The 19,109-nt window shown below is 64.4% G+C and carries 17 protein-coding genes and 1 tRNA gene; 9 read left to right on the plus strand and 9 right to left on the minus strand.

Annotated elements, in window-relative coordinates; genetic code table 11:
• The first annotated feature begins 109 nt into the window (after positions 1 to 109).
• Complete coding sequence (locus FAX90_RS09625; protein WP_144097171.1) at positions 110 to 1,654, plus strand: helicase HerA-like domain-containing protein; 1,545 nt, start codon at positions 110 to 112, stop codon at positions 1,652 to 1,654.
• A 309-nt stretch (positions 1,655 to 1,963) separates the two neighbouring features.
• Here FAX90_RS09625 and FAX90_RS09630 read toward each other — a convergent pair whose 3' ends face one another.
• The 4 genes from FAX90_RS09630 to FAX90_RS09645 form a co-directional block, all read right to left on the minus strand.
• Entirely contained in the window at positions 1,964 to 3,349 is a 1,386-nt protein-coding gene (locus FAX90_RS09630; RefSeq protein WP_144097172.1) for a sensor histidine kinase, read from the minus strand.
• Positions 3,346 to 4,083, minus strand: coding sequence for a response regulator (locus tag FAX90_RS09635; protein WP_144097173.1), 738 nt, complete (start codon positions 4,081 to 4,083; stop codon positions 3,346 to 3,348). Before FAX90_RS09635 ends, FAX90_RS09630 begins: the two co-directional genes overlap by 4 nt.
• 126 nt (positions 4,084 to 4,209) lie before the next feature.
• Positions 4,210 to 4,746, minus strand: a complete 537-nt coding sequence (locus tag FAX90_RS09640; protein WP_144097174.1) for an EF-hand domain-containing protein — start codon at positions 4,744 to 4,746, stop codon at positions 4,210 to 4,212.
• Between the two features lie 214 nt (positions 4,747 to 4,960).
• A complete protein-coding gene (locus FAX90_RS09645) occupies positions 4,961 to 6,757 on the minus strand; it encodes an aminopeptidase P family protein (RefSeq protein ID WP_144097395.1) in 1,797 nt (598 codons plus the stop codon).
• A gap of 196 nt (positions 6,758 to 6,953) precedes the next feature.
• Between FAX90_RS09645 and FAX90_RS09650 the strand changes: the two genes are divergently transcribed.
• From FAX90_RS09650 to FAX90_RS09660, 3 genes are read left to right on the plus strand one after another with little or no spacing between them, the layout of a single operon-like run.
• A complete protein-coding gene (locus FAX90_RS09650) occupies positions 6,954 to 9,056 on the plus strand; it encodes a S9 family peptidase (protein ID WP_240704827.1) in 2,103 nt (700 codons plus the stop codon).
• A complete protein-coding gene (locus FAX90_RS09655; RefSeq protein WP_144097175.1) occupies positions 9,053 to 9,550 on the plus strand; it encodes a DUF2939 domain-containing protein in 498 nt (165 codons plus the stop codon). Before FAX90_RS09650 ends, FAX90_RS09655 begins: the two co-directional genes overlap by 4 nt.
• Positions 9,543 to 9,965 (plus strand): acyl-CoA thioesterase, encoded by a 423-nt coding sequence (locus FAX90_RS09660; protein WP_144097176.1) that lies wholly within the window; start codon positions 9,543 to 9,545, stop codon positions 9,963 to 9,965. The genes FAX90_RS09655 and FAX90_RS09660 overlap by 8 nt, the downstream gene beginning before the upstream one ends.
• A gap of 9 nt (positions 9,966 to 9,974) precedes the next feature.
• Here the strand turns inward: FAX90_RS09660 and FAX90_RS09665 are convergent, their stop codons facing one another.
• From FAX90_RS09665 to FAX90_RS09675, 3 genes are all read right to left on the minus strand, one after another.
• Positions 9,975 to 11,717 (minus strand): GGDEF domain-containing protein, encoded by a 1,743-nt coding sequence (locus FAX90_RS09665; RefSeq protein WP_144097177.1) that lies wholly within the window; start codon positions 11,715 to 11,717, stop codon positions 9,975 to 9,977.
• Between the two features lie 159 nt (positions 11,718 to 11,876).
• Positions 11,877 to 14,228: an FtsK/SpoIIIE family DNA translocase gene (locus FAX90_RS09670; protein WP_144097178.1), complete on the minus strand. Its 2,352-nt coding sequence runs from the start codon at positions 14,226 to 14,228 to the stop codon at positions 11,877 to 11,879.
• 89 nt (positions 14,229 to 14,317) lie between these two features.
• Entirely contained in the window at positions 14,318 to 14,899 is a 582-nt protein-coding gene (locus FAX90_RS09675; protein WP_144097179.1) for a thiamine phosphate synthase, read from the minus strand.
• On the opposite strand from FAX90_RS09675, the gene FAX90_RS09680 reads away from it, so the two are divergent.
• The 3 genes from FAX90_RS09680 to FAX90_RS09690 all read left to right on the plus strand — a co-directional run bounded on the left by FAX90_RS09680 (position 14,898) and on the right by FAX90_RS09690 (position 16,842).
• Positions 14,898 to 15,554 (plus strand): YggS family pyridoxal phosphate-dependent enzyme, encoded by a 657-nt coding sequence (locus FAX90_RS09680; protein ID WP_144097180.1) that lies wholly within the window; start codon positions 14,898 to 14,900, stop codon positions 15,552 to 15,554. The genes FAX90_RS09675 and FAX90_RS09680 overlap by 2 nt on opposite strands.
• Before the next feature lie 60 nt (positions 15,555 to 15,614).
• Entirely contained in the window at positions 15,615 to 15,911 is a 297-nt protein-coding gene (locus FAX90_RS09685) for a GNAT family N-acetyltransferase (protein WP_144097181.1), read from the plus strand.
• Between the two features lie 133 nt (positions 15,912 to 16,044).
• Complete coding sequence (locus tag FAX90_RS09690) at positions 16,045 to 16,842, plus strand: hypothetical protein (protein WP_144097182.1); 798 nt, start codon at positions 16,045 to 16,047, stop codon at positions 16,840 to 16,842.
• 161 nt (positions 16,843 to 17,003) lie between these two features.
• Here FAX90_RS09690 and FAX90_RS16700 read toward each other — a convergent pair whose 3' ends face one another.
• Complete coding sequence (locus tag FAX90_RS16700; protein ID WP_205700661.1) at positions 17,004 to 17,333, minus strand: Flp family type IVb pilin; 330 nt, start codon at positions 17,331 to 17,333, stop codon at positions 17,004 to 17,006.
• A gap of 244 nt (positions 17,334 to 17,577) precedes the next feature.
• Positions 17,578 to 17,652, minus strand: a tRNA-Thr gene (locus tag FAX90_RS09700).
• A 159-nt stretch (positions 17,653 to 17,811) separates the two neighbouring features.
• On the opposite strand from FAX90_RS09700, the gene FAX90_RS16605 reads away from it, so the two are divergent.
• Together FAX90_RS16605 and FAX90_RS09705 are read left to right on the plus strand one after the other, a co-directional pair.
• Positions 17,812 to 17,964 carry a hypothetical protein gene (locus tag FAX90_RS16605; RefSeq protein WP_170234930.1) on the plus strand — a complete coding sequence of 51 codons (153 nt, stop codon included), beginning with the start codon at positions 17,812 to 17,814 and terminating at the stop codon, positions 17,962 to 17,964.
• Between the two features lie 106 nt (positions 17,965 to 18,070).
• A complete protein-coding gene (locus tag FAX90_RS09705; RefSeq protein ID WP_240704828.1) occupies positions 18,071 to 19,108 on the plus strand; it encodes a serine hydrolase in 1,038 nt (345 codons plus the stop codon).
• Position 19,109 lies beyond the last annotated feature (1 nt).

Consider the following 19,109-nt stretch of genomic DNA (forward strand, 5'->3'; position numbering starts at 1 on the left):
GCCTAGATGGCGTTCCTTGCAGGGTGCGGCAAGCCGTACTTGACCGCGCCCCACAGGCAAGGCCAGATCGGCACCGTTCAGGGGTCTCGAAAAAGGAATGACGCAAGGCATGTCGGACAACGCGATTTTTCTCGGCCTCGCCGCCAATGGAGAGCGCCAGTACCTCGAACTGTCGCGCGCGAACCGCCACGGGTTGATCGCGGGTGCGACCGGCACCGGCAAGACGGTGACGTTGCAGGGATTGGCCGAAAGCTTTTCGGCCAGGGGCGTGCCGGTCTTCGTCGCCGACGTGAAGGGCGACCTGTCGGGCATTTCGATGCCCGGATCGCCCACGTTCAAGCACGCCGACAAGCTGGAAGGACGCGCGAAGGAACTGGGCATGGACGACTATGCCTATTCCGACAATCCGGCGGTTTTCTGGGACCTTTACGGCGAACAGGGCCATCCGATCCGCACCACGGTTTCCGAAATGGGTCCGCTGCTGCTGTCGCGGCTGATGGATCTGAACGAAACGCAGGAAGGCGTGCTGAACATCGCGTTCCACTGGGCCGACGAACAGGGCCTGTTGCTGCTCGACCTCGACGACCTGCAATCGATGCTGGCCCACACGGCGGAAAACGCGAAGGACCTGTCGACCCGCTACGGCAACGTCACCAAGGCCAGCGTCGGCGCGATCCAGCGTTCGCTTCTGTCGCTGCGATCGCAGGGCGCGGACCAGTTCTTCGGCGAACCCGCGCTGGAGATCGAGGATTTCCTGGCCTGTGACGAAAACGGGCGCGGTTTCATCAACGTGCTGGCCGCCGACAAGTTGATGCGCAGTCCGAAACTTTACGCCACGTTCCTGCTATGGCTCCTGTCCGAACTGTTCGAGACGCTGCCCGAAGTGGGCGACCCGGAAAAGCCGAAGCTGGTGTTCTTCTTTGACGAGGCACACCTGCTGTTCGACGATGCGCCACGCGCGCTGGAGGAAAAGATCGAGCAGGTCGTGCGCCTGATCCGTTCCAAGGGCGTAGGCGTGTTCTTCGTGACGCAGAACCCGATCGACATTCCCGAGGAAGTGGCCGGACAACTGGGCAACCGCGTGCAGCACGCCCTGCGCGCCTTCACCCCGCGCGACCAGAAGGCGATCAAGGCGGCGGCCGATACGTTCCGCATCAATCCCGAACTGGACGTCGTCGAGGCGATTACGCAGCTCAGAACCGGCGAGGCTCTCGTTTCCACCCTGATGGAGGACGGCGCGCCGTCGATCGTCCAGCGCACCTTGATGAAGCCGCCGCGTTCGCGCCTTGGCCCCGTCACGCCCAAGGAACGTGCGATTATCCGTTCGGTCAGCCCGGTCGAGGGCAAGTACGACGAGGCGGTCGACCGCGAAAGCGCGGAAGAAGTGCTGGCGCAAAAGGCGGCCGACGCTGCGGCGACAGCCGCCGAAGTTGCGGAAAAGGGCCGCGAGGAAGTGGCCAAGCGCGAACGCAAGTCGACCAGCCTGTGGGGCATGGACATCGGCAAGGCGGGCAAAAGCGCGATCAAGGCGGCGGCTGGTTCTGCCGTATCGATCGGCGTGGCGGCGGCGCTGGGCAAGAAATCGCGTGCCGATCCGCTGCGGACGGGGCTGAACGCGTTCGTGCGGAATATCGTGGGCGGTTTGATGAGGTGATGGCGGGGGTTGGTGGCTCGTGGTTTGTTTGTTTTAGTTCCTCAGACGCCGGAACTTCTGTTCAGCCTCAAGCGCTGGCGGGGCCATCCGGCCCCTTGGCTATCCTCGCATAAGCTCGGGCGCGCGTTCGCGCTTGCCGGCGTCGCTTCGCGCCCGGAATGGCACGACCCATCAGGAAAAACCCGGGGCGCGCCAGCGACTCCCGCAAGGCCGAACGGCCGCCGCCGCATCTGCGGCGAAGCCAAGGGGTGCGGATGCACCCCGCCCGGCGTTTGAGGGACTAAAGCAAATAAACTGCGGAGCCACCCATTATCCCAAGGGCAAACGCAATTCCGCGCTCAGCCCGCCCTTGGCCCGGTTTTCCAGCACCAGTGAGCCGCCATGCTGTTCGGCAATGGCCCTTGCCAGCGTCAGCCCGATCCCCGCGCCGCCGGTGCCGCGGTTGCGGCTGGGGTCGCCGCGTTCGAACGGTTCCATCATGCGGTCCAGTTCGTTGTCGGGGATGCCGGGGCCGTCGTCGGTCACGCTGATCACGGCAAGGTTGCCGCGCTTTTTCACCGTGACGCAGGCCCCGCCCGCATAGCGCAGGGCGTTGGAGGCCAGGTTGCGGATCGCGCGGCGCAGCCATGTGGCGCGGACCGACAAGACGATGCGCTGGGTATCGCCAAGCTCGACAGGCTGTCCCATGTCCTCGAACTCCTCGACGACGGAGGCGGTGAGGGCGGAAATCTCGGTCGGCTCCAGCGGGTCGGATGGGCGGCCCACGCGGGCCAGCGACAGGATGTCGTCCAGCGTGCGGGTGATGTCCTCGATCGTACCGGCCATCTTGGCGCGTTCGTCATCGTCGTCGACCGATTCGATTCGCACGCGAAGCGCAGCCAGCGGGGTTTTTAGATCGTGCCCGATGGCGCCCAGCATGACGTCCTTTTCATCGAGCAGCGCGCCGATGCGCGCCTCCATCGCATTGTGTGCCGCGATCAGGCTGCGCGTATCGAGCGGACCTTGCGGTTCCACCCGGCCCTCGGGCGAAAGCGTGGGATTGGCCGCGAAATCCTCCACCCGCCGGGTCAGCGCGGCCAGCGGCTTGGTAATCTGGCGCAGGATCAGCGCGATCACGCCGATCAGGACGACGTAGATCAGCAGGGTCTGGAAAATCAGGTTGCGCAGGAAACGCGGCTCGCGCTCGCCCCGGATCGTGCGCGCCACCATCCAGTCGTCACTGCCCTGTTCGCGAACGGCGGCGATAACCACCGATTTGGGCGCGGGCCTGCGGTCGCGGCCGCCAAGCTGGCGTCGGCGTTCGATAAAGCGGCCTATCGCGGTGTCTTGCGCGTCACGCTCGAAAACCTGAATCTCTGCCGCCTCGACGCCTTGTGCGGCCAGGATATCGTCAAGCCGGACCTCGAACTTGCGCTTGCGCTGGTCGCTATCCAACAGCGGGGTCGTGTCCATGCGCAGCAGGCGGCCCGTGCGCGGCGGACGGCCCCGCGGCGGGCGCAGTTCGCGGCCATCTGCCTGGCGCAGCATGCGCCCGCCGATCATGCGAAAAGCCAGCGAGTGGACAATGCCGTTGTCCTCGCGCTCAAGCTGGGCGCGATAGGCGATGCCCGCGCCGATCCCCTGCGCGACCAAGAGCGCGAGCGCGACGGCCAGCAGCATCTGGCCCTGAAGGGATCTGGGCAGGAAACGCCTCATGCCGCGACCGGATCGACCCGTGTAACGTCCGCTGCCAGCATGTAGCCGCCGCCGCGAACCGTCAGGATCAGCTGCGGGTCGGTGCGGTCTTCCTCAACCTTGCGGCGCAGACGGCTGATCGCGTTGTCGACGGAGCGGTCGAACAAGTGCGCCTCGCGCCCCTGTACCATGTCTAGCAGGCGGTCACGGTCCAGCACTTGTCGCGGATGGTCGAGGAATGCGCGCAGCAGGCGGAATTCGGCCGAGGAAATGGCGACGACCGCGCCTTCGGGGTCGGACAGGCGGCGTTTCAGCGGGTCGAGTCGCCAGCCTTCGAACATATAGTCCTGTTCCTTGGCCGGTGCGGACTCCGCCCGGGTCGCGCGTCGCAGGACGGACCGGATACGCGCCACCAGTTCGCGCGGTTCGAACGGTTTCACGACGTAGTCGTCGGCACCGATTTCCAGCCCGACGATACGGTCGGTCGACTCCCCGCGCGCGGTCAGCAGGATGACGGGGACTTTCTGCGTTTCGACGAGATGGCGGCACAGCGACAGCCCGTCCTCGCCCGGCATCATGATGTCGAGCAGGACCAGGTCGGCAGGTTCGTCGCGCAGCATCGTGCGCGCCATCGCCGCGCTTTCGGCCTGCCGGACGGAAAATCCCTGCTTTGCAAGATAGGCAGCAAGCGGATCGCGCAGGGCTTCCTCGTCATCGACGAGGAGGATGCGGTCGGGAACCGTGCTGTCGGACATCGATCTGCCTTTCGCGGATTGGGGTATTCAAACTTTGGCGGCCATTACATGAATCGGGGCGCACCGGCAGGTACCGGTGCGCCCCTTCGATATTGCCGTCGATGGCGGCGGGATCAATCGCCCCGCTCAATTCGCCTGGCGCGCCTCGCGGCGTTCCTGCCAACGCTCGCGCATCTGTTCGCGGGCTTTCTGGCGTTCCTCGGCGGTCACGGTGCCGTTGCCGTCGGCATCCATCTTGGCGAAGTGGGCTTCGACGCCGGCATCGAATTCGGCGCGAGTGATCGTGCCGTCGTTGTTGGTGTCGGCCATCTTGCCCATCATGCGCATGCCGTGGCCGCGCTTGCCTTCATGACCGTTATGGCCATGTCGACCCTTGCGCTCTCCGCGCATTTCGTGCGCCGCGTTGAATTCGGCGAGGCTGAGCGAGCCGTTGCCATCGGTATCCATTTTGGCAAAGCGCTGTTCCATTCGGGCCTCGCGGTCGGCGGCGTTGATCTGGCCGTCGCCGTTGGCATCCATCCTGTCGAACATCGTGGCCGACTTGGCCTTTGCTTCGGCAAGCGTCATCGGGCCCTTTTCGGCCATCATTCCGGGGGCGGCGTAGGCCACGGTGCCCATCGCCAGAACGGCGGCACCTGCGGCAAGCATTGTCTTCTTCATCATGACTATCGTCCTCTCTCAACGATCTTGAGTGAATGGGGCGAAGCCGCGGCAGCGCCGGCACGGGCTTGGGGGAGGGGACATCAGGGGAAACCCGAAGATCCGTCGCCCCGCGACTTCTGAGGATCGTTCTACACCGCCCATGTCGCAGGTTTATGCCGGGCGAGAGGAGATTTGTCGCACTGTGTATCAGCGCGGCAGCGCCGTTAATTTCCCCTCAAGCTACCAGCGGCGCGCACTGCGTTTTCAGCCATTCCAGCCGTTCACCGTCCAGCTGCGGGCCAACCACGTCCAGCACTTTGGCGTGATAGGCGTCGAGCCATTCCCGTTCCGCCTGTGAAAGCATCCCGGCGTCGATCAACCGGCGGTCGATGGGTGCGAACGTCAGGGTCTCGAAGCCCATCGATTCCAGTTCCGCGCCCGGAATGTCCAGCTTGTGGACCAGCACCAGGTTTTCGATCCGGATGCCGTATTCGCCCGCCTTGTAGTAACCCGGCTCGTTCGACAGGATCATGCCCGGCAGCAGGGCCTGTTCCTTGGTTCCCCGGCTCTTGCCCACGTTCTGCGGGCCTTCGTGAACGCCAAGATACGCGCCGACGCCGTGGCCGGTGCCGTGGGCATAGTCGATGCCCGCCTGCCACAGGAACTGGCGCGCCAGCGTGTCCAGCTGGCTGCCGACAGTGCCCTTGGGGAACACCGCCATGGCCAGCGCGATATGGCCCTTCAGCACGCGGGTGAACCGGTCCTTCACTTCCGCGCCCGGCGCGTCGGGGCCGACCCACACGGTGCGGGTGATGTCGGTCGTGCCGTCATGATACTGGCCGCCCGAATCGACAAGGTAGACGCTGTTGGGTTCCAGCGTGCGGTTCGTCTCATCGCTCACCCGGTAGTGGACGACCGCGCCGTTGGGGCCGGCGCCCGAAATCGTGTCGAACGACAGGTCGGTCAGCTTGTCGCTTTCGGCGCGGAACGCCTCCAGCCGGTCAGACGCGGCCAGTTCGGTCAGTTCGCCCTTGGGGCCTTCGACCTCGACGAAGTGCAGGAACTTGGCGATGGCCGCGCCGTCGCGGGCCTGCGCGGCGCGGTGGCCGGACTGTTCCGCATCGGTCTTGATCGCCTTGGGCAGGACGACGGGGTCACGCTCTTCCTTCACGGTCGCGCCGGCATCGTCGAGCGCGCGAAAGATCGCGGCGACCGAACGGTCGGGATCAACGGCGACGGTCTTGCCGCCCATCGCGGCCAATTCGTCCTCGAAAGCGTCGCGGTCACGCACCGATACCGCGTTGCCAAGGTGCGCGATAAGCTCCGGCGTAACCTTGTCGGGCGCGATGAACAGGTCCGCCGTCCCGTCGCCGCGCACGACGGCAAAGGACAGGGCGACCGGCGTGCGCGACACGTCCGATCCGCGAATGTTGAACAGCCAGGCGATCGAATCGAGCGCGCTGATGACGGCGGCGTCGTATTCGTTTTCCTTCAGCCATTCGGCGATCGCGCCGCGCTTGTCCGCGCTGGAACGGCCGGTATAGGCCTCGTCATGCGGGCGGGCGGGCGCGTTGCTGCGCTCCGGCTGGTCTTCCCAGACGGTATCGATCGGGTTGCTGTCGACGGCGACAAGTTCGCCGCCCTTTTTCGCCAGCGCCGCGGCCATGCCCTTGGCCCATCCGCGCGAATGGAGCCACGGGTCGAACCCGATGCGCGCGTCGGCAGTGGCGTTCTGGCGCAGCCAGTCGGCGGGGCTGGTGTCGGGGATGCTTTCATAGTCCCAGAACTTGCCATCGACCTGATCGCGCACCTGCAGGGTATAGCGGCCGTCGACGAACATCACCGCACGGTCCAGCGTGACCAGCGCGATACCCGCCGACCCGCCAAATCCGGTCAACCAGGCCAGACGCTGGGCATATTCGCCGACATATTCGCTCATGTGTTCGTCGCTGATCGGCACGACGAACCCGGTGAGGTCGCGGCGTTTCAGTTCCTCCCTCAGGGCGTGGAGGCGGGCTTCGTGGGTCTGCATCAGCATCGTGTCGTCTTTCGTATTCGAATTGGGTACGCCCGAAGGCCCGTTGCAAAGGCTCTTGTAAGGCTCATGCGCGCAACATAGGCCTGACGCTTCCGCCTTTCCAGCGAAGTTCCCCTTTGCGCTGGCCGGGCGCGTCCCCATTTCAGGTTCCCCCGACCTGCCAACACCCGATGCCGAGGACCAGATACCCTTGAACGACAGCTTGCCAGCAACCGCCCCTATCGCTCCGCCCGTCGCCGAAAAACGCGCATATAGCTTCAGTCACCACGGCATCACCGTGGACGACCCCTATGCGTGGATGCGCGATGCCGGTTATCCGAACGTGGCGGATCAGGAGATTCTCGATCACCTGAAGGCGGAAAATGCCTGGTTCGAAACGCGTATGAAGCCGTTCGAGCCGCTGATCGACACGCTGTTTGCCGAAATGCGCGGGCGCATCAAGGAAGACGACAGCTCGGTCCCGACCAAGGACGGCGACTGGTACTACTGGGTCGAATACGAAGCGGGCGCGCAGTACAAGCAGTGGTGGCGCAAGCCCGCCGCGGGCGGCCGCGACAGTGTCGACGGCAAGGAGCTGATGCTGGATGAAAGCGCGCTCGCCGAAGGGCACGAGTATTTCAAGCTGGGCTCGTTCTCGGTCAGCCAGGACGGCACGAAGCTGGCCTATTCGGTCGACACCAACGGGTCCGAACGGTTCGAGGCGAAGTTCAAGGATCTGACCACCGGCGAAATCCTGCCCGACACGATCCCCGGCACGCTGGGTACGCTGGTCTGGGTCGCGGACGATACGGGCGTGGTCTATTCGCTGGCGAACGAGAACTGGCGCACCGACAATGCGCGGCTCCACTGGCTGGGCAAGCCGCTGGCGGATGATGTCGAGCTGTACCACGAGGATGACGAGGGGTTCCGCGTCGGGTCCAGCCTGTCATCGGACGAAAAGTGGGTTCTGATCGGCACGTCGGACCATGAAACCAGTGAAGTGCGCATGGTCCCCGCCGCCGATCCGCTGGCCACACCGATCCTGGTTAAGCCGCGCAAGACCGGGGTCGAATACGACATCGATGTCGCGGGCGAGGATATCTACGTCCATACCAACGACGATCACATCAACTTCCGCCTCGCCCGCGCCAAACTGTCCGCGCCGGGCGACTGGGAAACGGTGATCGCAGGGTCTGACGACTTTTACCTGACCGGGTTCGAGCTGTTCAAGGACTTCTTCGTCACCGAAGGGCGCCTGCAGGGTCTCGATCAGGTGCAGCTGCGGTCCTACGACACGCCGACCGAGTTTGAGGCGATCGAATTTCCCGAGGCGAGCTATACCGCAAGCCTTGGCAACAACCCCGAATATGACACGCAAATGCTGCAGCTCGGCTATTTCTCGATGGTCACGCCCAGCACGGTGTTCGAATACGATCCGCAGGCAAAGACGCTCGAAACGCTGAAGGTCCAGGAAATCCCGTCGGGCTACGATGCCTCGCAGTACCGGACCGAGCGCGTGATGATCACCGCGCGCGACGGGACGCAAGTGCCCGTATCGCTGATGATGCGCGCCGACACGCCGATGGACGGCAGCGCGCCGCTGCACCTTTATGCCTATGGCGCATACGGCATCGCGATGACGCCCTATTTCTCGACCGGAAGGCTCAGCCTTGTCGATCGCGGCTTCATCTATGCCGTGGCGCAGATCCGCGGCGGCGACGACCTTGGCCGCCAGTGGTATCTGGACGGCAAGCTGACCAAGCGGACCAACACGTTCAACGACTTCGTGGACGTGGCCAGGGGCCTGATCGCCAAGGGCTATTCGTCAAAAGGCCGCATAACCGCATCAGGCGGTTCGGCAGGCGGCGAACTGATGGGCGCGATCGTCAATTCCGATCCCGACCTGTGGGGCGCGGTCGTGGCGCAAGTGCCTTTCGTCGACGTGCTGAACACGATGCTCGACGCCTCGCTTCCGCTGACGCCGGGCGAATGGCCCGAATGGGGCAATCCGATCGAGGACAAGGCCGCGTTCGAACTGATCCGCAGCTACAGCCCCTATGATCAGGTCGCGGCAAAGGATTATCCGCCGATGCTGGTGACCGGCGGGCTGAACGATCCGCGCGTGACATATTGGGAGCCAACCAAGTGGGTCGCGCGTTTGCGTGAGATGAAGACCGACGACAACGAACTCCTGCTCAAGATGAACATGGGCGCAGGGCACGGCGGCAAGTCGGGCCGGTTCGACGGCCTGCGCGAAGTGGCCGAGGAATATGCCTTCCTGCTGTGGCAGTTGGGCATGGCCGACGCGGCATGAAGAAGCTTTTCGGCTGGCTGTTACTGGCGGTCATCGTCTGCGGCATCTGGTTCTTCGGATCGCAGTTCTATGCCGCGCACGACTTGCGACAGGCCGCGCGCGACGGCGATGTCGCGCGGCTGGAAGGGCGGGTCGACTTCCCGGCCTTTCGCGATTCGGTGAAAGGCCAGATCGAAAGCCGGATAGAGAGCGAGGCCGAGGCCCGCGGCGCCTCGCTCGGCCCTCTGGGCGCAAAGCTGGCGAAAGCCGGAACCGGCGTTGTCGTCGATACCGTCGTCACGCCTGAAACGGTCGCCCAGATCATCCGTACCGGACAGGCTGCTGGCCTCGTCATCTCGCGCCGGGAAAGCGAGCGTGAGCAAGTCGCGTGGCGGTTCGAGCGTGGCGGCTTCAACACCTTCCGCCTTGCTGCCGAAGAAGGCAGCGGCGCGCTGGTATTCCGCCGTGACGGGCTGGGCTGGAAACTGGTCGGAGTCGATCTGGACGATGAGTGATCCGGTTTCTTCCTACCGCATGACCTTTACCGCGGGGCCCGAACACATCGATTTCATGGGCCACGTGAACAACGCGATCTGGCTGAACTGGGCTCAGGACATCGCGACCGAGCATTGGGAGAAGGCCGCCGATCCGGCTCATGTCGCGGCGTACCTTTGGGTCGTGACCCGGCACGAGATCGATTATCGCGGCAATATCGGCGAGGGTGAGAGCGTGATCGCCCAAACCCGGATCGAAAAGCCGCCCAAGGGCGCACGTTTCGAACGCCTGATCGACTTTTTCCGCGAAGACGGCGGCGAACCGCAGGGCAAGCCTATCGTGTCGGTCCGATCCAGCTGGGCCATGATCCAGCGCGATACCGGGCGCCTTGCCCGCGTCCCCGCCGAAGTCGCGCAGGCCTTCATTCGGACCTAGATATCAGGCCTAATTGCGGCGTTCGCTGGCCCGGCGGTCTTTCATCCGGCGTTCGCGCGAAGGCGGTTCGAAAATCTGGATGCGCTCGCTGATCAGGCGGTTGCGGCCCGAATACTTCGCTTCGTAAAGCAGGCGGTCGGCATGGCTGTAGAGCTGGCGCATCGACGATGCTCCGCCCGGCGGGCTTTCGACAAGGCCCATCGACGCGGTGACGGGGCCGTCGATCCCCTCGACTTCGTTGGCGATGCGGATCGTGATTGCCCGGCGCAGCTGTTCTGCGCGCTGCTGGACCTGGCTGCCGCGCAGCATGACGACGAATTCCTCGCCGCCCATGCGAAACCCGATGGCGTCCTTGTCCCCGCCCAGAACGGCGGCGACTTCCTGCAGGACGCGGTCGCCGGTGGAGTGGCCGAACTTGTCGTTGATCCGCTTGAAATGGTCGAGATCGACCACGGCCAGCGCGTGGAACCCGTCGGAGCGCAATTCGATGAACCGCTGTTCGAAGGCGCGGCGATTGAAAATCCCGGTCAGCGGGTCGAGATCGATGAGATTGGTCAGCGCGTCGAGCCGGGCGTTCACGCGCTCACGCTCCTTGCGCATGATGTCGACGCGGTAGAGCACGGCGAAAACGCACATTGAGACGTGCAGCGTGATCGCGCCGAAAAAGCCTGCATCGACCCAGCCATCGGACATTGCGATGCCGGACCCGCGCAAGGCGTTGAAGACAAAGGCCATCGAGAGCGCTGCCCAGTTTGCCAGTTGCAGCCAGGCGATGCGCCGACCCGACCGGATGGCCGCGACCGCAGCCATGATCGCCACGGCGGTCAGCGGGATCGGGATGAAAAGGAAAGCAGGCGTGGTCAGCGGGCGCAGGAACGCGAAAGGAAGGACGAGCACGATCAGGACCAGCGCCGATGCGATGACCAGCGACTTGAGCAATTTGCGCAAGCCTTCGGGGATCGCCTCTTCCTCGCAATAACTGAGCAGGAAGCCGCTGGCGAAGATCAGCGGGACCAAGAGCGCCAGCATCGATATCTCTATCGTCGTCGCAAGGCTGAGGTCGACAATGTGATGGATGAGGCCGGAGTGGATCGTGATGAGCGCGACGACACTGGCCGTGGACGCGATCTGCCACAGGACATACCGTTCGCGCAGGATGCTGTGGAACACGCCGTGATAGACCAGCGGCGTCAGCATCATGCCCAGCAATAGCGCGATGAGGAGCATGGAGTCCTCGCTCCACCCCAATGCATCGGTCGACTGCTGCTGCACTTCAAGCGACGCGCGGGCGGCCATTACGGGTGCCCACGGACGTTCGATCGCCACGACAAGGCCGGTGGCGCCCTGCATGTCGGGAAGCGGCAGGGCGAACTTGGGCCCGTTCACGAAGTGGCTCACGTCCTCCATCGAATAGCTGCGCGAACGCAGCGGGCCGCTGGCGTCCATGACGATCAGGCTGATGCGGTCGAAGCGGGAGATGTCGGTGACGAAATGGCTCGGCTCCAGCCCCTTGCGGGCGAAGTCGTCCGGGGTGAAGAAAACCCAGCTGACCGGCGGCATTCCCGAAGGGCTACGCCCGTTGCAGGTCCAGTCCGCGCGCGCGGGCAGGCGGGGATGATCGACGGCGTGGACATAGGGCGTCGCGGCAAAACAGCTGGCCCGCACCGACGGTGCGGCCAAAGCCGATTGCGGCATCAGCAAAGTGCCCAGCAGCATCAAGGCTGCCAGAAATCTGTAAGACCATCCCACCATTGTCCTGCAAGATGGCAGCGATGTTTTGATGTCTGGTTAATGACCGCGAAACGATTTCCTACGTGAAAATACCAAGGGCCCTTGGCACGGACCGGTAGTCGTATCCCAATTCGCGCGCGTATCTTGAGTCGGGCCGCCGAAATCGAAGGTCATCACGGGTCAGAGCGGCTGTCCATCCCGGTCGCGATAGATTTCGCGCCGTCCGACGTGGTTTGCCGGGCCGACGAGGCCGTCCTTTTCCATGCGTTCGATCCATTTCGACGCGGTGTTGTAACCAACGCCCATCTGCCGCTGAATCCAGCTGGCCGAGGCCTTCTGGTTTTCGAACACCATCTGGCACACCTGCATGTACTTGCGCTGCTCCGGATCGTCGGACGCGCCGTCCAGATCGTCGAAGCTAAAGCCGCCGTCCTCGGGTTCTTCCGTGACCGAATCGACGTATTCGGGCGAACCCTGGCCGCGCCAGAAGTTGGCCACTTCCTCCACTTCTTCGTCCGACACGAAGGGGCCGTGCACGCGGGTCAGCGGCTTGGAACTGGCCTTGTAGAGCATGTCGCCCTTGCCCAGCAGCTGTTCCGCGCCCTGTTCGCCCAGGATCGTGCGGCTGTCGATGCGGCTGGTGACGTGGAAGGATATGCGGGTCGGCATGTTCGCCTTGATGACGCCGGTGATGACGTCGACCGACGGGCGCTGCGTCGCCATGATGAGGTGGATGCCCGCCGCGCGCGATTTCTGGCTCAGGCGCTGGATCAGGACCTCGATCTCCTTGCCCACGGTGATCATGAGGTCGGCCAGTTCGTCGACGATCAGCACGATCTGGGGCAGGACATCGTATTCGAGCTGTTCTTCCTCGAAGATTTCCTCGCCCGTTTCGGGGTCGAACCCGGTCTGAACCCGGCGGCCGAGCGGCTTGCCCTTGGCCTTGGCGACTTTCACCTTCTCGTTGAAGCCAGCAAGGTTGCGCGATCCGATCGAGCTCATCATCCGGTAACGCCGTTCCATCTCCTCGACCGCCCATTTCAGTGCGCGGACCGACTTTTGCGGCTCTGTCACCACGGGCGAGAGGAGGTGCGGAATGTCGTCGTAGGTCTTGAGCTCCAGCACCTTGGGATCGATCAGGATCAACCGGCACTCAGCCGGCGTCAGGCGATAGAGCAGCGAGAGCAGGATCGCGTTCAAACCGACGGACTTGCCCGAACCGGTGGTGCCAGCGACCAGCAAGTGGGGCATGGCGGCAAGGTCGGCGACGATGGGTTCGCCCGCGATATCCTTGCCCAGGATGATCGGAAGCATCCCCTTGTGATCGCCAAAGGCCGCGCTTTCGATCAGTTCGCGAAACGATACCATCTGCCGGTCGGCATTGGGCAGTTCGATGCCCATGACGGTCTTGCCCGGAATGGCGGAGACACGGGCGGAAATCGCGCTCATGTTACGGGCGATATCGTCGGCAAGACCCATGACGCGCGCGGCCTTGATACCCGGCGCAGGCTCCAGCTCGTACATCGTGACGACGGGGCCGGTGCGGACCGCGGTGATCTCGCCCTTGACGTTGAAGTCTTCGAGCACGTTTTCCAGCAGGCGCGCGTTGCGTTCCAGTGCCAGCTTGTCGAGCTTCTGCCCGCTCTGGTCCGGGACTTCGGCGAGGAGTTCGGGGCTCGGCAAGGTGTAATCTGCGTTGAAGAAATCGCCCTGCTTCGGCTTGGTCTTCGCCTTGGCGGAAGGCTTTGGCGGGGCGGTCGGGTCGCTGATTTCGGGTGCGCGGCGCGGGGTCGCGGTCTCGACCAGGTCGGGTTCGTCATCGACGATCGTCTCGCGCCTTGCGGCCTTCTTCGTCTTTTTCTCAGGCCGCGGGGCTTCGATCACGTCGTCGTCGTCCGCGCGTTCGCGGCGCAGGGCGAGGGGGAGCGTCAGCAGGCCCGCCCAGTCGATGGCGAAGACGCGGCCCGCGATATAGGCCCCGCCCAGCAGGAACACGACGGCCAGTGCCAGGATGACCCAGCCCGCATAGGCCGCCGGGGCAAAGCCGGAGAGGGCATAGATCAGCTTCGATCCGGCAAGACCCGCAATGCCGCCCATCCCGGCAGGCAGGCCCCAGACCGGCCCTTCGACCAGCAGGGCCAGCACGGTGGCCAACAGGATCATCGCCAGCGCCAGGAGAGCCAGTGGCCGCCACCAGTGCGGACGGGCCGCCACGTCCTCTTCATCGGCCAGCTGCCACAAGCGGCGGGCAAAAACCCACAGCATCGGCAGGATCAGGACGGAAACGGGGCCAAAGGCGAGGAAAAGCGCGTCGGCGGCATAGGCGCCGGGCGCGCCCATCCAGTTGGCCGTCCCGCCGCCCGCCGCGGTCGAGAACGAGGCGTCTGTCTGTGCATAGCTCGCCATCGCAAGCGCGAGGAACAGCGCGAACAACAGCAGTGCGCCCGCGCCCAGCAGTTCGCCGGTGCGGTTCACGCTGCGCTTCAGCGCCGCGCGCCAATCGGGCGCGCCTCTTGCGGCTCGTGTGGCCATTGCCTCAAAATTCCCTGTTCGAACGGGTTTGAATTATGCTCCGTGCGGGCAAAGGGGGTCAATCTGCTCAGGCGAGCCTGTGGGTATCGTCAGCCAGCCGCCCATCCGGCCAACCCGTCGATCGCGGCCCAGCCGTGCGGTTCGACCTGCATGGCCCTGTTCGCATCCATCCCGCCGAGCATGACGACAGGCACCCGCGCGCGGCGCGCCAGCAGCCTTGCACGCACCACGCCCAGAACCGCCGATCCGGGGTGCGAACGGGTGGGAAAGACCGGGGAGATCATGACCAGATCCGCCCGCGCCCGGTGCGCCGCGCCCAGTTCGCGCAGCGAATGGACGGTCACGATGCGTAGCAGACCGTACCCCCGCGCGACTGTCGCAGGTGCGCCATAGACCGCATCCGCGCCCCAGCGGCGCGCATGGGCAGGATCGCCCGCCAGCGCCACGACATGGCCGCGCCTGTGTGCAATCCGCTGCAACCGCCTGAACCGAGCACGCCTTGCGGCAGGGTCCAGGTGATAGTGCCGAAACACGAACCCGCTTCCCACCGGCAGGCGCATCAGCGCCGCCTCCAGCACCGCGTCGTTGCGGGCGTCGCTGATCAGCCAGATTGCGGCAGGTGAAGGTTGGGTATGGATTGGCGGCACGCACTCGCTATAGCAGCGCGCCATGGCCGGAACAGCACTGAACCAGATCGCAGACGATATCGCCCGCAACGCCCGGATTGCCCGCCGCAAACCCGAGGACGTGACCCTGATTGCCATTTCCAAGACGAGGGAAGCGGGCGAGATCGAGCCGCTATTGCAAGAAGGCCACCGGGTCTTCGGCGAAAACCGCGTTCAGGAAGCGCAAGGCAAGTGGCCCGAGTTGAAGGCGCGCTATCCCGATGTGAAGCTCCACCTCGTCGGCCAGCTTCAGTCGAACAAGGCCGAGGATGCCGTCGCGCTGTTCGACGCGATCCACTCGCTCGACCGGTCCAGCCTGGTGAAGGCTTTGGCCAAGGCCTTCGAGAAGGCGGGCCGCACCGTGCCGTGTTTCGTGCAAGTGAACATCGGGGATGAAGACCAGAAGGGCGGCTGCGCCATCGCCGATCTTCCCGCCCTTCTGAACGAAGCGCGCGAGGCAGGCATCCCGGTCGAAGGGCTTATGTGCGTGCCCCCCGCCGATGTGGAGGCCGCGCCCTATTTCGCGTTGCTCGCCAAGCTGGCGGCGGAAAACGGGCTTTCGGGCCTGTCGATGGGCATGAGCGGGGATTTCGAAACCGCGATAATGCTGGGCGCGACTCACGTGCGCGTCGGCACGGCCCTGTTTGGCGCGCGCGACTGATCATCGCCCCGCATGGAACTGGCCTGCGCCTCCGCTGGTTAGGGAGGTAAAGGAGTTTTCATGAGCAATGTCACGATCACGCGCCAGGACGGCGAAAGCCGCGGTGCCTATCACGCCGAAGTCGACGGCCGCGAAACGCAGGCCGAACTGACCTACCGGAAGGACGACGGCGGCAAGGTTCTCGTTGCCGACCATACTTTCGTGCCCGGCGACCTTCGCGGCAAGGGCATCGCGGGCAAGCTGGTCGACGCGCTCGTCACCGACGCGCGCAAGGAAGGCTTCAAGGTCAAGCCCGTCTGCAGCTATGTCGTCGCCGCGTTCCGGCGCCATCCCGACTGGAGCGACGTCGAGGCCTGATCGACTTTCCTGTCTTCCCAAATAGTTGACAATCTGGGTCAATTCGCCCCGAATGCCCGCCTGGTGTTCAAGCACAGGCCGACGATTCGCGTCGGCCTGTGCTTGAACTGTCCGGATGTGGGGAGACAGAAAGATGGCATTTGTACGTACTTCAGGTTCGATCCTGGCACTGATCGCGGCTGCCGGGCTTGCGGCAACGCCTGCCATGGCGCGTAAAGCAAGCACGCTGACCGACATCAACGGCATGCGCGCGTCGAGCGCGGAAGGCGAACTGCAGGATCGCGGTTTCAAATATATCGACGGGCACAAGGGCGGATATGGCGCGGCCTATTCGAACTGGTGGCACAAGGGCGATCGCGACTGCGTGACGGTCGAAGTGATGGATGGCCGCGTGATGACGATCAACGACGTGGCGGCGCAGGATTGCGGCCATACCGAAAAAGGTCATTCGGGTGCGGGCACGGCGGTTGCCGCCGTCGCGGGCGCAGCATTGATCGGGGCGCTGCTTTCGCACAAGTCCCACCACCATGACGACAACAAGCATCTCGACGATGCAGAGGCGGAGCGTCAGTACGACCGCGGCTATACCGACGGCCTGCACAACGTCGCCTATCATAATTACGACAAGTCCGACGCCTACTCGTCCGGCTACTCGGCCGGTGTTGATCAGCGCAAGCATAACACCAGCTATCACCACGGCAGCGGCGGTTACCGCGAAAAGGCGCAGTTCAACGACCTTTCCGGCGCGCGAGCGGCCGGGGCAGACAGCACGCTGACCGAGCGTGGGTTCGTCAATGTCGATGGCTTCAAGACGGGCAGCACGGCCTATACGATCTGGGCACGCCCGGCTTCGCGGCAGTGCCTGCAGATGACGGTCGCCGATGGCCGCGTTTACGATATCCGCGATATCGGCCAGCATCCCAAGTGCTGATCTTCAGAGGGGCGAGCCTGGCGCTCGCCCCTCTGAACGAAAGCAGGCGCTTCAAACGAAGCGGGGCCCCAAACGAAGCGGGGCGAGGTGTTCGCTGCCACCTCGCCCCTTTTTCGTGCGCGGTGTTTGGGGACGCGCGCGAAAATGCTGTTTGGTTCAGGTCACTTGCACTTCCTGGCTTTGGGATTGCAATCCTTGCCCGGGTTCGTTGGGGTAGGCGTAGTGGTGTCCCCGCCGCCGGTATCCGTCCCGCCGCCCGAGTTGTTGCCGGTGCCCGGATCGACCTGTCCGCCGCCCCCGCCGTTCGAATTCGACGCCGAGGCATAGGCATTCGTCGCGTCCAGATCGCTTTCGAGCGAGCTGCCCGAAGCGCCGACGTTAGCGCCAAGAACCAGCGCGGCCGCGCCAAGTCCCGGACCCACGACGGCCAGTATCAGCGCGTATTCGGCCGCCGATCCGCCGTTTTCGTCTTTCCAGAAACGCTTGAACATCGTCCGTAATCCTTGATGGTCGAACGTTCCGCGATGCCGGTTGGGGGGGAAGCATCACGAAACGCCCGTACTGTTCCAGATACGCGTGCCCGCAGCGCGGAAGAAGGCCGGTCATTTCCATGACAGCACTCTTCATCGACTTAACGGACCGCGCACATGCGCAGTCCCAAGCCATAGGGAGCAAAGGTTAAGGGCTCGCAAACCAAGCTTGCGGGCCATCTCTCAACGATATCGGAGAAGCGAATGGTGCTGCTGGGGAGGATTGAACTCCCGACCTCACCCTTACCAAGGGTGCGCTCTACCACTGAGCTACAGCAGCAAGAACCATTGCAAGGCGATTCGCGGACAAGTTGCCGCCGGTCCGATGGGACCGCATCGCAGGGGCGCGCTATTGGCGGGGGCATGGGCCCTTGTCAAGCACGGCGTTCGCCTGCTGCGGCGACTTGCGGTTCGCGGCGACCGGTGCCATCGCAGACGAATGAGCGAAAAGCAGGACGAGACCGGGGCAAAGGCTGCGGAAACCCGCGAGGAACGGCTGGCGCGCCAGCTTCGCGAGAACTTGCGGCGGCGCAAGGCGCAGGCCCGCGCGATGAAGCCTGCCGATCGCGTGGACCCCGCGCCCAAGGGCTGAAAATCGCCTCGCGGCCTGCTTTTGCACACCCTGTCGCGAGACGCTTTTGCGTGAAAGGCGAATCGGTTAATTCTGTAACAATCCGATCCATGCTATACGCGGGAACATGATGGGACTGGGAACACGCAAAATTCGCCGCGCGGCGGTGGCGGCCTTTTCGGCCTCCGCGCTGCTCTTCTCCGCCAATCCGGCAGCTGCCGACAATGCGCCTGCGCAAACGTTCGACCAGTTCATAAACGGTCCGAACGGCGCCGTGCTCGACGGGCGGGAAGCCGATCCGGTCGGTACCGGCCTTCGTCAGAACCTGTTCGCCGTTGCCCGCCCGGACAAGGGCCGCATCGGCGTGGCCGCGATGGACCTGTCGACGGGTCAGACCGTTTCGATCCTGGGCGATCAGGCGTTTCCAATGGCCAGCACGTCGAAGATCGCCATTGCCGCAACTTTCCTCGCCGGGGTGGATCAGGGGCGTTATCGCCTCGACAGCAAGTATCCGCTGATGATTCCGGTCGCCTCGCGCCCGTTCTCGACCAGCGTGGCCCCGGTCAAGCCGGGGATGGAGCTGACCGCACGCAGCCTGATCGAACTGATGATTACGCGCAGCGACAACACCGCGACCGACGCGATGCTGAAGGCCGTTGGCGGCCCGGCGGAAGTGACGAAGTGGATGCGCAGCAAGGGGTTCGAACGTTTCCGCATCGACCGCGACATCGCGACCCTGGTGCGCGATGACGGCGAATTCGATCCCGCCACCGGCGCGGATCAGCGCGATTCGACCCCGCCTGCCGAGATGGTTCGCCTGATCGCGGGGCTCTACAAGGGTGAATGGCTTTCGGGCGAAAGCACCGATGTCGTGATCGGCGCGATGACCCGCACCGTCACCGGCCGCCGCCGGATGAAGGCGGGCCTGCCGAGCGGGATCGATTTCGGCCACAAGACCGGCACGCTCAACAACACGGCGAGCGACGTCGGCTTTGTCGAGATGCCCGATGGCCGCGTGGTCGTGATGGCGATCTACGTCACTGGGCAGGGTGGCCGTCCGCAGCGCGATGCGCGGATCGCGGAGATCACCCGCACGCTTTACAACGGATTTGCAAACCCGCGTCTTGCCGCCAGCGCATCAAACGACAACGCGCGGGTCCGCTAAA

It is taken from the genome of Croceicoccus sediminis, from assembly GCF_007570835.1.
Lineage (GTDB): Bacteria > Pseudomonadota > Alphaproteobacteria > Sphingomonadales > Sphingomonadaceae > Croceicoccus > Croceicoccus sediminis.